This is a genomic window from Algibacter sp. L3A6 (assembly GCF_009796825.1).
Classification (GTDB): domain Bacteria; phylum Bacteroidota; class Bacteroidia; order Flavobacteriales; family Flavobacteriaceae; genus Algibacter.
The window spans coordinates 2,732,577-2,750,832 of record NZ_CP047030.1; the positions used below are offsets into that span (position 1 = coordinate 2,732,577).

The 18,256-nt window shown below is 33.4% G+C and carries 18 protein-coding genes; 11 read left to right on the top strand and 7 right to left on the bottom strand.

What is annotated here, in order from left to right; all coding sequences use genetic code 11:
* Nucleotides 1–102 precede the first annotated feature (102 nt).
* The 10 genes from GQR98_RS11570 (at nucleotide 103) to GQR98_RS11615 (ending at nucleotide 10,347) form a co-directional block, all read left to right on the top strand.
* Nucleotides 103–1,455, top strand: coding sequence for a Na(+)-translocating NADH-quinone reductase subunit A (locus GQR98_RS11570; RefSeq protein ID WP_159019637.1), 1,353 nt, complete (start codon nucleotides 103–105; stop codon nucleotides 1,453–1,455).
* Nucleotides 1,455–2,681 carry an NADH:ubiquinone reductase (Na(+)-transporting) subunit B gene (locus GQR98_RS11575; protein WP_159019638.1) on the top strand — a complete coding sequence of 409 codons (1,227 nt, stop codon included), beginning with the start codon at nucleotides 1,455–1,457 and terminating at the stop codon, nucleotides 2,679–2,681. The genes GQR98_RS11570 and GQR98_RS11575 overlap by 1 nt, the downstream gene beginning before the upstream one ends.
* Before the next feature lie 2 nt (nucleotides 2,682–2,683).
* Entirely contained in the window at nucleotides 2,684–3,433 is a 750-nt protein-coding gene (locus tag GQR98_RS11580) for a Na(+)-translocating NADH-quinone reductase subunit C (RefSeq protein WP_159019639.1), read from the top strand.
* Nucleotides 3,434–3,436: 3 nt separating this feature from the next.
* Entirely contained in the window at nucleotides 3,437–4,084 is a 648-nt protein-coding gene (locus GQR98_RS11585; RefSeq protein WP_042495691.1) for an NADH:ubiquinone reductase (Na(+)-transporting) subunit D, read from the top strand.
* Between the two features lie 82 nt (nucleotides 4,085–4,166).
* Nucleotides 4,167–4,880, top strand: coding sequence for an NADH:ubiquinone reductase (Na(+)-transporting) subunit E (gene nqrE / locus GQR98_RS11590; RefSeq protein ID WP_159019640.1), 714 nt, complete (start codon nucleotides 4,167–4,169; stop codon nucleotides 4,878–4,880).
* A gap of 1 nt (nucleotide 4,881) precedes the next feature.
* Nucleotides 4,882–6,189, top strand: coding sequence for an NADH:ubiquinone reductase (Na(+)-transporting) subunit F (gene nqrF / locus GQR98_RS11595; RefSeq protein WP_159021144.1), 1,308 nt, complete (start codon nucleotides 4,882–4,884; stop codon nucleotides 6,187–6,189).
* Between the two features lie 278 nt (nucleotides 6,190–6,467).
* Nucleotides 6,468–6,860: a response regulator gene (locus GQR98_RS11600; protein WP_159019641.1), complete on the top strand. Its 393-nt coding sequence runs from the start codon at nucleotides 6,468–6,470 to the stop codon at nucleotides 6,858–6,860.
* Between the two features lie 162 nt (nucleotides 6,861–7,022).
* Entirely contained in the window at nucleotides 7,023–8,909 is a 1,887-nt protein-coding gene (locus GQR98_RS11605; RefSeq protein WP_159019642.1) for a YfiR/HmsC family protein, read from the top strand.
* Nucleotides 8,910–8,970: 61 nt separating this feature from the next.
* Nucleotides 8,971–9,348, top strand: coding sequence for a Na(+)-translocating NADH-quinone reductase subunit F (locus GQR98_RS11610; protein WP_159019643.1), 378 nt, complete (start codon nucleotides 8,971–8,973; stop codon nucleotides 9,346–9,348).
* The gene (locus GQR98_RS11615; protein ID WP_159019644.1) at nucleotides 9,349–10,347 is read left to right on the top strand and encodes an FAD:protein FMN transferase; all 999 of its coding nucleotides are present in this window, start codon (nucleotides 9,349–9,351) and stop codon (nucleotides 10,345–10,347) included.
* A gap of 24 nt (nucleotides 10,348–10,371) precedes the next feature.
* Here GQR98_RS11615 and GQR98_RS11620 read toward each other — a convergent pair whose 3' ends face one another.
* The 6 genes from GQR98_RS11620 to gpmI form a co-directional block, all read right to left on the bottom strand.
* Nucleotides 10,372–10,740, bottom strand: a complete 369-nt coding sequence (locus GQR98_RS11620) for a DUF423 domain-containing protein (RefSeq protein WP_159019645.1) — start codon at nucleotides 10,738–10,740, stop codon at nucleotides 10,372–10,374.
* A 23-nt stretch (nucleotides 10,741–10,763) separates the two neighbouring features.
* On the bottom strand, nucleotides 10,764–11,528 hold the full coding sequence (locus tag GQR98_RS11625) for a class I SAM-dependent methyltransferase (RefSeq protein ID WP_159019646.1): 765 nt from the start codon (nucleotides 11,526–11,528) through the stop codon (nucleotides 10,764–10,766).
* Between the two features lie 3 nt (nucleotides 11,529–11,531).
* A complete protein-coding gene (locus tag GQR98_RS11630; RefSeq protein ID WP_159019647.1) occupies nucleotides 11,532–12,320 on the bottom strand; it encodes a DUF3050 domain-containing protein in 789 nt (262 codons plus the stop codon).
* Nucleotides 12,321–13,139 (bottom strand): type I methionyl aminopeptidase, encoded by an 819-nt coding sequence (gene map / locus GQR98_RS11635; protein WP_159019648.1) that lies wholly within the window; start codon nucleotides 13,137–13,139, stop codon nucleotides 12,321–12,323.
* Nucleotides 13,140–13,217: 78 nt separating this feature from the next.
* Nucleotides 13,218–13,622: a BT0820 family HAD-type phosphatase gene (locus GQR98_RS11640; RefSeq protein WP_159019649.1), complete on the bottom strand. Its 405-nt coding sequence runs from the start codon at nucleotides 13,620–13,622 to the stop codon at nucleotides 13,218–13,220.
* Between the two features lie 40 nt (nucleotides 13,623–13,662).
* Nucleotides 13,663–15,174, bottom strand: a complete 1,512-nt coding sequence (gene gpmI, locus GQR98_RS11645; protein ID WP_159019650.1) for a 2,3-bisphosphoglycerate-independent phosphoglycerate mutase — start codon at nucleotides 15,172–15,174, stop codon at nucleotides 13,663–13,665.
* A 255-nt stretch (nucleotides 15,175–15,429) separates the two neighbouring features.
* Between gpmI and GQR98_RS11650 the strand changes: the two genes are divergently transcribed.
* Entirely contained in the window at nucleotides 15,430–15,828 is a 399-nt protein-coding gene (locus tag GQR98_RS11650) for an ankyrin repeat domain-containing protein (RefSeq protein ID WP_159019651.1), read from the top strand.
* A 485-nt stretch (nucleotides 15,829–16,313) separates the two neighbouring features.
* Here the strand turns inward: GQR98_RS11650 and GQR98_RS11655 are convergent, their stop codons facing one another.
* A complete protein-coding gene (locus GQR98_RS11655) occupies nucleotides 16,314–18,224 on the bottom strand; it encodes a RagB/SusD family nutrient uptake outer membrane protein (protein ID WP_199270190.1) in 1,911 nt (636 codons plus the stop codon).
* Between the last annotated feature and the right edge of the window lie 32 nt (nucleotides 18,225–18,256).

Below are 18,256 nucleotides of genomic sequence, written 5' to 3' on the forward strand. Positions count from 1 at the left end.
TTGATATAAATAAATGATAAGCATTTTTTAGGACGAATAATTTAGGTATTTATTTGTATTTTTGCACCGATTTTTAGACAACTAATTTCAATAAAAATAAATATGTCAAACGACATCCGTATCAAAAAAGGTCTGGACATTAAACTTATAGGCGAAGCTGATAAAACCGTTGAACAAGCGATTATCAGTAACTACTACACTATAAGGCCAGAGGATTTTCACGGCGTAATTCCAAAACTTGTTGCAAAAGAAGGGACTTCAGTAAAAGCTGGAGATACTTTGTTTTTCGATAAATCTCAGGAGTCGGTTATGTTCGCATCGCCAGTTTCAGGGAAAGTGATAGAAGTACAACGTGGACCAAAAAGACGCATAGACGCTATTAAAATTGAAGCCGATAAATCGCAAGTATACGCAGATTTAGCAGCATTTGATTTAAACAGTGCCACAGCGGAATCTGTAAAAGCACATTTGTTAGCATCAGGATGCTGGCCGTTTGTAAAACAACGCCCGTATGATGTGATTGCAAATCCGAATAAGTCGCCAAAAGCGATTTTTATTTCGGGGTATGCTAGCGCGCCATTAGCTGCCGATTTAGACTTTACTTTAAAAGGTAAAGAAGCTGAATTGCAAGCTGCGGTAACGGCTTTAGGGAAACTAACAGAAGGTGCTGTGCACATTTCGGTTGGTACTTCTAGCTCGCCACTTGCTGGTTTAACAGGTGTTACTACACATACAGTTTCAGGACCACATCCTTCAGGGAATGTTGGTACACTTATCAATAAAGTGAACCCAGTAAATAAAGGCGAAGTTGTTTGGACAGTTAATGCTCAAGACTTAGTTGTTATTGGAGAACTTTTATTAACGGGTAAGTTTAATGCTGAGCGTATTGTTGCTTTAGTAGGGTCTTCGGTTGAAAAACCAAGATATTTTAAAACCATTATTGGTAGTGAAATTTCTACTTTAATTTACGATAAAGGTGTTTCTAAAGGTGGTAACGATCGTGTTATTTCTGGAAATGTATTATCTGGAAAGCAAATTAAACCAGATGGAAATTTAGATTATTACAGCAATGTAGTAACTGTTATTCCTGAAGGTGATGATTATGAGCTTTTTGGATGGAATAAACCTGTGTTTAATAAAATTTCTACCTCTAGAGCCATGACATTCTCATGGTTAAGTAAAACTAAAAAATACGATTTAAACACCAATACTAATGGTGAGCATCGTGCTTTTGTTACGACTGGAGTTTACGAGGAAGTTTTTCCTTTAGATATTTATCCTATGCAAATTTTAAAAGCTTGTATGTATAAAGATTTAGATGAAATGGAAGCTTTAGGAATGTACGAAGTTGCACCAGAAGATTTCGCTTTAACCGAGTTTGTATGTGTATCTAAACAACCGCATCAAAAAATTATTAGAGAAGGTTTAGACTTAATGCTTAAAGAAATAGGATAATGGGTTTAAAAAATAATTTACATAAATTAAAACTAAAGTATAAAGGGACAAAAATGGCTCCTGCATTTAATGCAATCCATACCTTTTTATACTTGCCAGATGAGACCACACATAATGGAACTCATATAAAAGCAGCCGATGATTTAAAGCGTACCATGAATACAGTAATTATGGCTATGGTGCCATGTTTATTGTTTGGTATGTTTAATGCAGGTTACCAACATAACTTACAGGTAGGAGAAATTCAAGCTGTAACAGCAGGTTTTTTTAGTCCGGAGTTTTGGGCTTTAGATAACTTCATGATTGGTTTCTGGAAAATCATTCCTTTAGTAATCGTTTCTTACGGTGTAGGTTTAGGAATTGAATTCTTATTCGCTGTAATTAAAGGTCACGAAGTAGAAGAAGGATACTTAGTAACAGGTATGTTAGTGCCATTAATTGTACCAATTGATATTCCTTTATGGATGTTGGCTGTTGCCGTTATATTTGGTGTGGTTATCGGTAAAGAAGTTTTTGGTGGAACAGGGATGAATATCTTAAACCCAGCTTTAACCATTAGAGCATTTTTATTCTTTGCATATCCTACATGGATGTCTGGAGATAAAGTTTGGGTAGAAGGTGCAGTTGAAAGAACAAATGAAATTGCAGCTGGTGCTAATTTAGATGCCATTTCTGGTGAAACTATTTTAGGAACTTTAGCTCAAGGAAAAGCAGTAACACATTCTGTTGCCGATATGTTCTTAGGGTTTATTCCGGGATCAGTAGGAGAGACTTCAACGTTACTTATTATTTTAGGTGGTTTATTTTTAGTATTTGCTAAAATTGGAAGCTGGAGAATAATGTTATCATCATGTGTTGGCGCATTAGTAATGGGCTTAATATTTAATGGTGTTGTTAGTTCTGGATGGATTACTGAAACAAGTAAGTTTTACGGATTAATGAGTACTGAATTTTGGCATCACTTACTTATTGGTGGTTTTGCTTTTGGTACCGTGTTTATGGCTACCGACCCAGTTACGGCGTCGCAAACCAATAAAGGGAAATGGTTTTATGGTTTCTTAATAGGATTTCTTTCTATTATGATTCGTGTATTCAACCCAGCATATCCAGAAGGTGTAATGTTAGCTATTCTATTAATGAATGTGTTTGCACCAACAATTGACCATTATGTGGTACAAGGGAATGTGAAGAAAAGAATGAAACGTTTAAAAGCTAAAGTTGCATAACGATGGAAAGTAGAACAGATAAAAATTCATATACTATAATATTCGCCGTTGTTATGGTGTTGGTTGTAGGTTCATTATTAGCCTTTACAGCATCATCTTTGAAACCAAATATTGATGAGAACAAACGTCTAGAAAAGCAACAAAATATTTTGTATGCTATGGGCGTAAACGAAAATGATGAAACTAGTGCTAACTTTGTTTCAACAGATAAAGCACCAGAATTATTCAATAAATACATTAAAGAGCAATTGGTTATTCAAGATGGTAAAGTTACCCAAGATGATCAAGCGTATTTAATCGATATTAAAAAGGAACAAACCAATGCGAAAGCTGGTATTGCAAGACGCTTACCTTTATTAAAAGGTGAAAAGGATGGTAAAACATTTTACATTGCACCAATTCGTGGTAAAGGACTTTGGGACGCTATTTGGGCTTATATTGCTATGGACGAAAATATGGTAATACAAGGTGCTTATTTTGATCACAAAGGAGAAACACCGGGTTTAGGAGCTAATATTAAGCAACGTTTCTTTATGGACGATTTTATAGGTGAGCATTTATTAGATAACGCAGACCGTTTTAAAGGTATTGAAGTTTCTAAAAGTAATGCCGATCCCAAAAACAAGGATAAAACAGATAACGAAGTCGATGCTATTGCAGGAGCAACTATTACAGGTAATGGTGTTGCAGCAATGATTAAAAGCGATTTAAAGCTTTATGAGCCGTTCTTTAAAAATTTAAAAAACAATTAATTTATGGGACTTTTATCAAAAAAAGACGCCAAGTTAATCACTGATCCATTAGCAGATAATAACCCAATTACTATTCAAGTACTTGGTATTTGTTCTGCTTTAGCAATTACTGCTGAGTTAAAAGCATCTATTGTAATGGCTGTTTCAGTAATGGCCGTATTAGCGATAGGGAATGTTGTTATTTCTTTAATGAGGAATATTATTCCTTCTAAAATTAGAATTATTGTTCAATTGGTAGTTGTTGCCGCTTTGGTAATTATAGTTGATCAAGTACTAAAAGCTTTCGCTTACGAGTTAAGTAAAACACTTTCTGTATTTGTTGGTTTAATTATTACTAACTGTATCATTATGGGACGTTTTGAGGCTTTTGCATTAGCAAATAAACCTTGGAGATCTTTTCTAGATGGTATTGGGAATGCAGCTGGTTACGGTTTAATTTTAATTATTGTTGGATTCTTTAGAGAACTTTTAGGTTCTGGTACTTTATTAGGATTTAAAGTATTAGGTGATCCAATCGAAAAAACAGGATTATATGCTATTGGTTATGAGAATAACGGTTTTATGTTATTATCACCAATGGCCTTAATAGTAGTTGGAATAATTATCTGGATACAACGTAGCAGAAATACAGCATTAGTAGAAGATCATTAATTAGTGAGCAGTTAAATTAATTGCTGTAGATTTTTTAACCTACGGAAAATTGAAAAACTGAAAACTGAATACTATAAAAAAAATGGAATATATAGAGTTATTTTTCAAATCAATATTTATCGACAACATGGTATTTGCCACGTTCTTAGGGATGTGTTCTTACCTTGCGGTATCTAAAAAAGTAAGTACAGCTGTTGGTTTAGGAGCAGCCGTAATTTTTGTATTAGCGATTACCGTGCCTTTAAACTGGTTGTTAGATCAGTATTTATTGCAACCAGGTGCTTTATCTTGGTTAGGTGAAGAGTATGCTAGTTACGATTTAAGTTTCCTATCATTCATCATGTTCATTGCAACTATTGCAACCATGGTACAATTAGTAGAAATAGTGGTAGAGAAGTTCTCACCATCATTATACAATTCATTAGGTATCTTTTTACCATTAATTGCAGTAAACTGTGCTATTTTAGGGGGATCATTATTTATGCAATCTCGTGAAATACCAACTTTAGGTTTAGCTACAGTTTACGGTGTAGGGTCTGGAATTGGATGGTTTTTAGCTATTTTGGCTATTGCAGCTATCCGTGAAAAAATTAGATATTCAAATGTACCACCTGCATTAAGAGGCTTAGGTATAACATTCATCATTACTGGTTTAATGGCGATTGGATTCATGAGTTTTGGAGGTATGTTAACTGGAGGTGATGAAGAAGCACCAAAGGAGGAAACAACTGCAAAAGTAGATTCTTCAAAGGATAACAAAGAAGTGTTAGCTAACAACATAAAAGTAAATGAGTAATATGATATTAGCCGCAAGTACAATAGGAACAATTGGAGTAACAGTAATTGCTTTTTTAATCATTTTACTTTTACTCGTTGGTTTATTATTAGTTGTAAAACAAAAACTATCACCATCGGGACCTGTAAAGATTACCATTAATGGTGAAAAAGAAATCGAAGTTGCTTCTGGAGCAAGTTTACTTTCAACTTTAGGAAATTCTAAAATATTTTTACCATCTGCCTGTGGTGGTGGTGGAACTTGTATTCAATGTGAATGTCACGTAAATTCTGGTGGAGGTGAAGCTTTACCAACGGAAGTACCTCACTTTACAAGAAAAGAATTACAACATGGTGCACGTTTAGCTTGTCAAGTTAAAGTGAAACAAGATATGGATATCACCATTCCTGAAGAAGTATTCGGAATTAAGAAATGGGAGGCTGTTGTAGTTCGTAACTATAACGTAGCATCGTTTATTAAGGAGTTTGTTGTTGAAATCCCTGAAGACATGGGTTACAAAGCAGGTGGGTATATTCAAATTGAAATACCTCCATGTGAAGTAAAATATTCTGATATGGATATTACAGCACACCCTGAAGAACACGAAACTCCAGACAAATTTCAAGCAGAATGGGATAAGTTCAAACTTTGGCCATTGGTTATGAAGAATACCGAGACAATAGAGCGTGCTTACTCTATGGCTTCTTACCCTGCAGAAGGAAGAGAAATCATGTTAAACGTACGTGTGGCTTGTCCTCCGTTCGATCGTGCCAAAGGTGGCTGGATGGATGTAAATCCAGGAATCGCATCGTCTTTCATTTTTAACCAAAAACCAGGAGACAAAGTAACTATTTCTGGACCTTACGGTGAATTCTTCATCAATGAGTCTGAGAGTGAAATGCTTTACGTTGGTGGTGGTGCAGGTATGGCACCAATGCGTTCTCATTTATATCACTTATTCAAAACCTTAAAAACAGGTCGTAAAGTAACATATTGGTATGGTGGACGTTCTAAACGTGAGTTATTCTATTTAGATCATTTTTACGAGTTAGAAAAAGAGTTCCCGAACTTTAAATTCTACTTAGCATTATCTGAGCCAATGGAAGAAGATAACTGGAAAGTAAAAGAAACTGTAGATTCACCAGGAGACGGTTTTGTTGGATTTATTCACAACTGTGTTATTGATAACTATTTATCATTACATGAGTCACCAGAAGATATAGAATTATACTTCTGTGGACCACCGTTAATGAATAAAGCAGTTCAAAAAATGGGTGAAGATTTCGGAATCCCTGATGAGCATATTAGATTTGATGATTTTGGAGGATAATCTCTAAATTCAATATATATTGAAAAAACCAACACGAAAGTGTTGGTTTTTTTTGCTTTAAATTAAGTTGAATTTTTGTTCTTACTCTCTGATTTTGAGATGTGTCTTCTTGTGATTTTCTTGAGTTTAAATGATGAAAAAGTTAATATTTGTGTATTTCGTCGAAAATAAAGGCGTATAACCGATAAAATGATTAAATTAGCACGTAGGAATTCATCTTGAATTTTTTGTAGGTAAGAACTTATTTTTCAAATAACATGAGTATTGTAGATAAACAATTGAGAATTTTATTCATCGATGATGATAAGGCGACCAATTTTTTAAATAAACATATCGCTAAAAAAAACGCTAACGTTAGTTCTACTGTATTAGTAGATAGCGCTTTTGATGCTATAGACTACCTTGAGAAGCAAATAGTAAACCCGCAGGATAGACCTGATATTATTTTTTTAGATATTAATATGCCTGCTATGAATGGCTGGGAATTTTTAGATGTATTTTATAAAATAGATTCAGGATTAATCAAGGATATTGACATAGTTATTTTGTCATCCTCAGATGACCCTAGTGATATAAATCAATTTAAAAGTCGTAATACACTTTTAGATTTTGTGAAGAAACCATTAGATTCAAAATTATTCAATGATGTTTTATTGAAGCTAAGTAGTTAATAAATTTATAAATAAGTAATAGTTAAGTTTAAAATATAGCTTAACAATTCGAGTTAGTTATTCCATTTGTCCCCTCAAAATTAATAAATAACAGATACTGATATTATGCAATAATAATATCACGTTAACAATACCCTTTAAATTTTCTTTTAAAGGTGCTTTTTGGATGGAGTAATTAGAATGCTAAACAATTATTTTAAATATTTAATTGACGATATGCGCTTAGCTATGGTCGCTTTTAAAAACACTGCTATTTGGTTTCCAAAGTATGTTGGTTTATTCCTGTGTATGTTTTTATTTACCTTAATATCTTATGGGCAGGATATAAAAAATGATAAGGTTACTTCTGTAGATGAGCAGCGCGCTGTTATGGTTTTAAATTTAACAGAAGAAGTTAAATGGTCTAAAATATCTCAAATTACTACCTTTAAAATTGGGGTTATGGGACCCGATACTATTAAAAATAGCTTATCCAAAATTTCTAAAAACAGAAGAATATTTGAAAAACTTATTCAAGTAGATCGAATAAATAAACTTGAAGATATAAAAAATTATAATGTTGTTTATGTAAATAGCACCTACGAGTATTTATTAAAATCTATTTTAGAAGAAAGTAAGGGGCTGGAAGTACTAATTATTACCGAAGGCTATCCAACAAATTCCTCGATGATTAACATGGTACAAGTAGACGATAGCTATAAATATGATATAAACCGAAAGTACATAAGAGAAGCCAAGCTGAAAATCACACCAATACTTGCAGGTCATGCTGTAACTTCCAAAGAAATTAAAGAATCTCTCTATAAAAAAACGGAGCAAAAACTTTACATCGCTACTAGGGAAAATAAAGAGCAGAAGAAGATTATTGAAAGTCAAATAAAAACAATTGGTAATCAAATTAATGCTATTAATGAAAAGGATGAAGTTATTTATATTAAAGATTATTCCTTAAAAACACTAGCTATGGATAGTGAGTTAAAAGCAAAACAATTAGCCGAAAACCTTAATTTAGAAAGAGAGTTAGAAAAAAGGTTAGACGAACAAATTAATCAAATAATTAATCAACAAAATGAGATAGATTCTGTAAATAATGAAATTTTGAATCATAAAAGAACATTAGAAATTCAAACGAGTAACATAAAGGAAAAAACGGCCATATTAGAAGAGAAGAATATTATAATTGATACACAACGAAAGCATAATATCATCTTATCGATATTATCTGGTTTGCTATTTATCGCTTGCTTATCGTTACTATTTGCTTATGTTAAAAATAAAAAATTAAACATTCGCTTAAGTATTCAGCATAAAGAAATAAAAAAGCAATCTACCTTATTAACATCAAAAAATAAGGAATTAGAGCAATTCGCTTATATCGCAAGTCACGATTTACAAGAACCTTTGAATACTGTTTCTAGTTTTATTGATGTTTTAAGCGAAGATTATCATAACCAATTTGATGAAGATGGCCAGCAGATTTTAGGCTTCATCAAAGAGGGGAGTGTTCGTATGAAAAAGTTAATAGATGCGCTCTTACAATATTCTAGATTAGGTAGAACTAAAGTTTTTGAAGATGTTAATTGCATGCCGTTGTTAGATGTTTTAACGGCAGATTTACAGAGCACAATAAAAAATACTGAAGCAGAAATTAGTTATAAAGATTTGCCAATTATAAAAGGTAATGAAGTTGAGTTACGTTTACTCTTTCAAAACTTAATTACAAATGGTATTAAATTTAGAGACCCTAATGTAAAACCAAGAATTAATATTGAATGTACCGAAATTTCAGAAGGAGAAGAGACTGATAATGGTGCTGAGAAGTATTGGAAGTTCTCGGTGACTGATAATGGTATTGGTATCGCTAAAGAGTATCAAGATCGGGTTTTTGCCATCTTTCAAAGGTTACATTCTAGATTAGAATACGAAGGCTCCGGAATTGGTTTAGCACATTGTAAAAAAATTGTAGAATCGCATTCTGGAAAAATATGGTTTACTTCAGAAAAAGGTATGGGCACCACATTTTGTTTTTCACTGCCTATGAGTGCGTAATATTATTCATTTCTTAGCTTTAAATTTGTGCGGTTTAAATAGGGTTACTTATTTTTGCAGCATGAGCAAAGCATTATCAAAACAAGAACTTCATAATTTAGCCATGAACCATGTTGGTAAAGATTTAGAACACCGTGGTTTCGAGTTTATCGCTATAAATAGTAAACTAAAAAGACATCCGCAATTTGTTTGCATGGATAAAACTAAGCAGTATTTCTTTGTAATTGTGAGAGCAGTAATTCTTCCTGAAAATCCAAATAATTATGATGTGGTTTGGATGGAAAGCTTTAAAAAGCATGCAAGAGAAAATGATGCTAAAGTATTATATGCAGGCGTTGGAATTGGAAGTGTTAAAGGTGAAAGTGAACCACTTTATTTAAACGAAGAGTATTTATTGGAATATAACGGTATTCAGGTTTTAGAAACTAATTTAAATTAAATGAATATATTAAAATTAGTACTCTGCTGTTTAGTGATTTCTGCTTGTAAAGAGAAAGCTCCTAATAAAATAATAACCACTGCGGAAAACACACAATTAGAAGGTTCCGTCTTCGGAACTTTTTACCAAGTAACTTACGATACAGATGCTAATTATGAAGCGCAACTCGATAGTTTATTTGCTGTAATTAATACATCAATGTCTACCTATATTGATAATTCTGATATTTCAAAACTCAACCGAAATGAGTTGATTGATGTTGATCATCATTTTAAAACAGTTTTTTCTAATTCCGAAGCTATTTATAAAGCGACTAATGGTGCTTTCGACCCCACTATTGGCGCTGTAGTAAATGCATGGGATTTTGGTCCGGAAGGAAGAATAACGGATTTAGACAGCCTTAAAATCGATAAGCTTATGCAATCTGTAGGGTTGGATAAAGTCTCTTTAAAAGGAAATAAAATTATTAAACCAGAAGGAACTTTTATTGATTTCAATGCTATAGCAAAAGGCTATGGCGTGGATGTGGTTGGAGAATTTCTTGAAAGTAAAAAAGTTAAAAATTATTTAATCAATATTGGTGGAGAATTACGAGCAAGAGGTTCTAATAAAGCCAGTGGAAAGATTTGGACAGTAGGTGTAGAGAACCCCAATTTTAACGGAACCCAATCTATTAATAAAGTACTTTCTTTAAAAGATAAAGCGATGGCAACATCTGGTACTTATAGAAAATTTAAGGTAGATGCTAATGGTAACCGCTATGCACATATTATTGATACAAAAACGGGTTATCCGAGTAAAACGAACCTGTTAAGCATTTCTGTAATTGCAGATAATTGCATGACGGCAGATGCTTATGCTACCGCATTTAAAGCTATGGGAATAGAAAGGGTAAAGACTTTTTTAGAAGCGCATCCTGAATTAAAAGTGTTCCTAATATTTGAAAATGATAAAAAAGAGTTTGAAACGTTGAGTTTGAATGGCTTTGGGGAAAATTAAAATAACTGATTAGCCTTAATTTTATTAGAAAGCAGCAATGCACAAAAGCAACCAACCGGTTACTAAAAGTAAGCCTCCTAATGGTGTGATAGGTCCCAGAAATTTCAACTTCTTACCTCGAGCATCCGATAGTATTAATCCATAAATACTAAAAGAAAACAATACGATACCAATGGTAAAGCACCAATAAATTGGCATCGTTACATATTCAGGATTCAAACCCAAAGCAACTAACAGAATGGCATGATACATTTGGTATTTTACTCCAACTTCAAAACTTTGTAATTGGTCTGCAGATAGTATTTTTTTTAAAGCATGCGCTCCAAAAGCACCAAAAATTACAGATAACATACCAAAAACGGCACCTGTTGCAAGTATAATAGATTGTGTCATAATATTGAGAAAAACTAAAAATGTTATTTATAAACTACAGGAATAATTTCACCTGGAGCTAAGCAGTATTCTTTTATCGCTTCCGCGGAAAGGTTTGCGGTATAATCTACTTCATCTACTTTAAAACCTATGCTGCGTAGCTTATCAAAATAATCTCGGCCATAAACACGAACATGATCATACTGTCCGAATATTTTAGCACGTTCTGCTTTGTCGGTAATAGTATCATCTTCAAAAGTAGTAGCTCTAGATAAATCTTGAGGAATTTGAAAAACTCCCATTCCACCGGGTTTAAGCACACGGTAAAGCTCTTGCATGGCTTTGGTGTCATCTGGAATATGCTCTAGAACATGATTACAAAAAATAATATTGTAACTATTATCTTCAAAAGGTAAATCGCAAATATCAGCTTTTACATCAGCAATAGGCGATAGCAAATCGGTAGTAGTATAATTTAAGTTTTTTAATTTTCTAAAGCGCTTCAAAAAACATTGTTCGGGAGCAAAATGAAGCACTTTTTTTTCCGAAGAAAAGAAGTCGGTTTCATTTTTTAGATAAAGCCAAAGCAATCTATGGCGCTCTAAACTTAAAGTAGAAGGCGATAAAACATTATTGCGTTGTTGCCCATAACCGTATGGTAAAAAACTTTTAAAACCCTTTCCGTCTATAGGGTCGGTAAAAGTATTTCCTCTTAAAAAGAAAGCTAAAACCGGACGAATAATATAGCTTAACCTTATTAATAAAGGTCTCGGAATGGTATTCAATATAAGTTTGAAAAGTTTTTTCAATGTTTAATCTTCTAGAGCTTCTGTTGATGAAATTAAGTTTGAAATGCCATCCCAAAGCGCAATACGATATTTTAGTGCATCTTGTGCAGTTTCTAAAACATCATCCCATTTTTGAGAATCGTTTTGGCATAATTCTTCAACCATTTTTAAAGATAACGGTCCATGCTCATCACCATCTAATTCTATATGGCGCTCCAAATAATAAGTAAGTTTACTGTAAGAGGCTTTGTGTTTTTGTTCCGATTGTTTAATAATTTGAAAAAACATATCAGGAATTACATCTTCTCTTCCGAAGGTAAAAGCAGCAGCAATTTTATGCGGTGCATTAGTAGCAATGGTTTTAAAAGAGAAATCTACAAAAGCTTGAGTTTCTTTTGGTAAATTTAAAGCAGTTAGTGCATCAGAAACTGAAGCGCCAGCTACTATATTTTTTATAAATTTATCTATGTCTGCCGTGCTTGCTCCAATTTGTTGCATGGCATCTAAGTACATTTCAAAATGACTGTAAGGCTCGCCTAGCTCGTTAACATCACTTTCTTCACCTAGAACAATTTCATTTATAAAACGGGCCGTAGAAGGGTGCTTTACAGGGGTCCAAGGTACTGATGTGTTAGTTAAATGATTTTGAAGCGCTTTTAGCAAACTCATAAAATCCCAAACAGCAAAAACATGCTGTTCCATAAAGGTTTTAATATCTCTAACCGAAGCTAAATCACTGTATAATTTATGCGAATTGAGTTTTTCTCGCAACGGTTTTAGTGCGAGTTCAATAGATTTTATGGATGTATTCATTTAAAGTACTAATGCGTTTTGGCGAAATTCATCTTCTTCGTTAGAAACTATACCTAAAGCATCATAAATGTAAGCAAAAGTTGAAAGTAACTCAGGTTTACCGTCTACTAAAGCTACGTCGTGTTCAAAATGTGCCGATGGTTTTTCGTCTAAAGTTGTAATTGTCCAGCCGTCTCTATGTTGTTTAATACGGTGAGTACCTAAATTTATCATTGGCTCTATGGCAACTACCATACCGTCAACAAACTTTTTACCTCTACCGCGTTTACCATAGTTTGGCATTTCTGGATCTTCGTGCATTTTTGCACCCAATCCATGACCAACTAATTCGCGAACTACACCATAACCATGATCTTCACAATGTTTTTGAATGGCATAACCAACATCGCCCACACGGTTATTTGCCTTAAATTCGCGAATACCAACGTATAAAGATTCTTTAGTAACTTGAAGTAGTTTTTCTGTTTCAGGAGCAATTTCTCCTACTGCAAAAGTGTAAGCGTGATCGCCATAAAATCCGTTTTTTAAAGCACCACAATCTATCGAAATAATATCGCCTTCAACTAAAGGTGTATTATTAGGAATACCATGTACTACTTGAGTATTCGGACTCATGCAAAGCGTGTTCGGGAAATCGTAAAGACCTAAAAAACCAGGTATAGCACCATGGTCTCTAATATGTTCTTCGGCAATTTTATCAAGTTGAAGCGTTGTTACACCTGGCTTTAATGCCTTGGCAACTTCGCCTAATGTTTTAGATACTATTAAGGCACTTTCGCGCATTAATTCAATTTCTTCTTTTGTTTTTATTACTATCATATTCTAAAAAATAAGGGCAAAGATACTTAAATTGCTAGGATTGAATTTTGTTTGAAATGAAGAGACTTCAAATTCAAGCTATTTCAAGAAGCTAAAAAAGCCTTTTTTCTGTTTTGGAATTACTGGTGTTTCGTTGGTAAGTATTTGATAAACTTCTCCCCAACCAATAAAGCCACCAATGCTTCTGTCGTCAATAAAAATATCAGCATTAATTTTTCTACTAATATCACTAGTATATTCTTCACCAGAAAAACTATTGTTTATAGCATAAAAACTGATACCGTTTTCTTCACAAAAAGCAACGGCTTCGTCTAATCTACTACCACATCTGTAGGTCCATAAAATTAAACGATGCCCTTCTTGTTGTAACTTTTTTAAGGTTTCGAAAGCAAATATCATAGGCTTTCCTATTTTAGGATAAGCATCTTCTACTATCGTGCCATCAAAATCGACAGCAATTATTTTTGTGTTATTAAAATTCATAATTATTAACGGTAGTTTACAAAGCCTAAGTTATTGTGTTTTAAATTAAAGGATGTTGCGTCATTGCTTTTGGTTGCTCTACACCTATAAGTTTTAAAATAGTTGGAGCCATATCTCCTAAAACACCATCTTTAATACTTTTTAATTCGTTGTCTATTAAAATAACAGGCACTGGGTTTGTTGTGTGCGCTGTATTTGGAGAACCATCTGGGTTAATCATGGTTTCACAGTTACCGTGGTCGGCAATTAATAGGGTAGTGTATCCGTTTTCTAAACCTGTTGTTACTACTTTGTTTACACAAGTATCAACAGCTTCACAAGCTTTTATTGCAGCTTCCATAACACCAGTGTGTCCAACCATATCACCATTTGCAAAATTTAAGCAAACAAAATCGGCTTCTCCTTTTTGTAATTCAGGAACTAAAGCATCAGTTAATTCAAAAGCACTCATTTCTGGTTGTAAATCGTAAGTCGCTACTTTTGGCGAGTTTTTCAAAATTCGAGATTCGCCTTCAAAAGGAGTTTCTTGTCCACCTGAAAAGAAAAATGTTACGTGTGGGTATTTTTCAGTCTCGGCAATTCTAATTTGTTTTTTTCCATTTTTGGATAAAACTTCACCAAGTGTTTCTGTAATATTATCTTTATTGAAAATCACTTTTATACCTTTAAAAGCATCACTATAGTTTGTGATGGTTACATAGTATAAATCTAATTTTTGGGTATCGTATTCTGGGAAATCTTGTTGGTTTAACATTTCGGTTAACTCACGACCTCTATCTGTTCTAAAATTAAAGAAGATTACAACATCATCTTTTTCTACTTTAGCTACAGCTTTATTGTTTTCTGTGATAATTAATGGCTTGATGAACTCATCGGTAATATCATTATCATAATTAGCCTGAATTTCTGCAACAGGGTTATCTGTTTTAGTACCCACATTGTTAACAATAGCATCGTAAGCTAGTTTTACACGTTCCCAACGCGTATCTCTATCCATGGCATAATAACGCCCTGTAATGGTTGCTATTTTAGCTTTTGTACCTTCAGTATATTTTTGTAAAGCTTCAACATAACCTTTACCAGATTTTGGATCGACATCACGACCATCTGTAAAAGCGTGTACATAAGAGTTTACGCCCGCTTTGTTAGCAGCATCAATAAAACCACGTAAATGACTAGTATGCGCATGTACACCACCATCACTTAGTAAACCTAAAAAATGAACATTTTTATTATTGTCAGAAGCATATTTTAAAGCATCTATTAATACTTTTTCATCTTTAAGCGTGTCTTTTTCTATAGCTAAATTAATTTTAGCTAAATCTTGATACACAATTCTACCTGCTCCTAAATTCATGTGGCCAACTTCACTATTTCCCATTTGGCCTTCTGGCAAGCCAACATGCAGACCATCGGTCCTTAAAGTAGCGAATGGGTATTTTTTATATAAAGAGTCTATGAAAGGTGTATTTGCATGATCGATAGCTGAAACTTTTGGGTCTGGAGAGTTTCCCCAACCGTCTAGAATCATTAAGATTACTTTTTTATTCATTTTATTTAAAAATTTTATGAAACACTACAAAGATACATAACTTGGCCTAAGTGACCATTAAATATAGCCTGAAAATAGCCTATTTAATAGGGGTTTGTTAATATGTTTGAAAATGGAGGTTTTGCTTAATTATATTGAAATTAAATGATGAAAACTCAATGTTTTTTATTTTTTATGTAACACTTTTAAGTTTCCGTCGTCTTTTAAGTATATCAAAAAACATAATCAATTTAATCAAATCAAAAATCTTTCATCATGAAAAAATCAATCATTATTTCCGCAATCGCCTTATGCTTTTCTTTAGGAACCGTAAATGCAACACCTTTAAATTCAACTCCTAATACTTTAGAAAGTGTACGCTATTTTAAAGTGAATTCTTTTTGTGTCTCTATCGCTTTGGGTGATATTGATACCGTTATGAAGTTATTATCTTTAGGTGAAGATGTGAATCAAATTTCTAATGGCATGACGCCGGCTATGTATGCCGCAAAGTTTAACAGAACTGAAATTTTGGAACTTTTAATAATACATGGAGCAGATTTGAAAGCTAAGAATTCTAAAAAAATGACAGCAGCTAAATATGCCGAAATTCATGGCGCTACAGATGCGGGTTTAATAATAAAAGAAACATTAGCCTCGAAAAAGAAAAAATAATTATTAGCATACATAATTATTTTGAGTTAGTCACTCTAAAAAAAAAGCTGCCTTAATTGGTGGCTTTTTTTGTTTCAGGTTGTTAGCATTGTTCATAAAAAAAGCAGCTATAAAATATAACTGCTTATTTTCAATTAAAAAAAAACTAACTCAAACTATATAATACTTAATTTCAAACTTTATGACGGTTATCGTTTTTATATCAACTGAAATCAAAATGATATATTAACGACTTCCTTTTACAATATTATCTCATTTTAAAGTTATTGACTATAATTTATGGTTCCATATCTATAAATTATCAGTTATTTTAAGGGTTTTGAGAGGGATGAGTTAAATTTTTATAAGAAAGCAACTAATAATGTGTTTTAAAAGGAGCTACTCTTATAGTTTTAATTTGAATGGATTAAAAAGGAAACCGGCAAATCGAAATCTTCGATTTGCCGGTTTAATAAAAAAACTTTTTAAAATATTTCTATTTTATATTACCAATTTGGATTTTGTAACAAGTTTGGGTTTTGATCTATTTGATTAGTTGGAATAGCATCTAAATAGTTCTTTAATGAAAATATTCTATTACCTGACGGGTCTAAAATTAAAGCACCTGGTTTTGTTGAAGCAATTCCTGAGTATGTTGAAACAGGCTCTTCGTCTTGGGTTAAACCAAGAGGGAAAGCGCTTGGTAACCATATGTTTGTTCCTGGGTTTTTAGGGTTTTCAGCAGTTTCGTACTCTGTTCCTTCAATATAAGTTGTACAAACATTTCTAGATAATTCTTCAACAGCAGTTCCCCAACGTTTTAAGTCATCAAAACGGAAGTTTTCTCCATCTAGTTCTATAGCACGTTCACGACGAATTTCACCTAACATAGTTAAATCACTAAAAGGAGCGATTAAAGCATTTGTTAAAGGAGCCACACCTGCACGCTCTCTAATTTTATTAATAGAGATATCAAGGTCACCATCACTAATAGCTCCGTTTCCTAATTCTACGGCAGCCTCAGCATAAATAAGCATAACTTCCGCTAAGCGAATTTGTGGATAATTAAAAGACTCTTGGTTAGTTTCTCTTAGAATATATTCAGTTGTAAATTTGCGTCCTTGGTATCCGATATTACGACCAGCACCAGGAGATGTTAATTGAGGAACATAACGATAATCAAAAGCAACGCCACTTTCAGAAAATGCTACACCGTATTGAGCACCACCACCATTAGTGTTAGATCCCCATCCCCAATATTCTTTTAATGGTTCGCTAACAAAACTCTTTAAACGGAAATCTCTATTTTGGAATTCAGACAACATCGTATCATAGCCTTCAAAAACAGATGAGTGTTGAACAGGTAAACCATCTGTACATAAGTACATATCCATCATTTTTCTAGATGGAGTAATTGGTTTAGCATGTGTTAAATTCTTTCCTATTTTTCTTAAGCTAAAATCGAAAACGGTTTGAAATATAAATTCTTTATTTTCTGCTTTCGTTAAACCAATAGGGTTTGAACCTCCATCTTCTAAGTTGTATAAGTAGAATAAATGCTCTTCGCCTAGCTCATCTCTGTAATCCCAAAGTTCGAACGCGCCACTATTGATAACCTCTAAAGCCGCCTGTTTAGCCTCTGTAAACATGTTTTCAATTGATGGGTATCCAGAAGGTTTATTAGAACCTGCACCTGTAGCGCTACCATCTCCATCCGTAGTTGTTCCAACGTATTTTTCCCAAGTAGCTTCGTAAAGTAAAACACGAGCTTTTAAAGATTTTGCAGCTTCTAAGGATATTTTACCTTGATCTGATGTTGATAACGAATTTTGCGAAGGTAATAAAGCGATTGCCATATCTAAATCTTCGATCATTTGTGCAACAACTTCATAACGGCTATTTCTTGGTGCGTATAATTCTTCTGAATCAACATCAAAAGCTTTAATAGCTATAGGTACACCTCCAAAACGTTTCAATAAGTTGTTGTGGTGCCATGCTCTAAAAAAGTATGCTGTCCCAACAGGACCTTCTATATCTGATTGGTTTCCAGGGTAATCTTCTGCTTTTTCAATTAACTGATTTACAGCACGTAAATAGGTATAGTTGTTTTGCCAAATATTATCGGTAGTTGGCGTTGTCGAGTTCCCTTGTCCATAGGCATCTGTTGCAGGTATATTTCCTGATAAATCGGATGATGCATCTCCTTGTGAATCTTGATCACCTTCATAATCAAAACCTAATCTTGTATAAAGGTAATTAGCAGAGTTTTCAAATTGTTCAGCCGTTTCAAAGTACAGGGCTTCTGTTAGTGCGTCTTGTGGTTCTTGATCCAAATAGTCGTCACAACCCGTTAGCATAAAAATAGCTAAAACAGGTAAGAGACATTTGGTTCTCAAGGTTCTATTTATATTTTTCATATTCTTGATATATTTCTTTTAAACTAATTTTT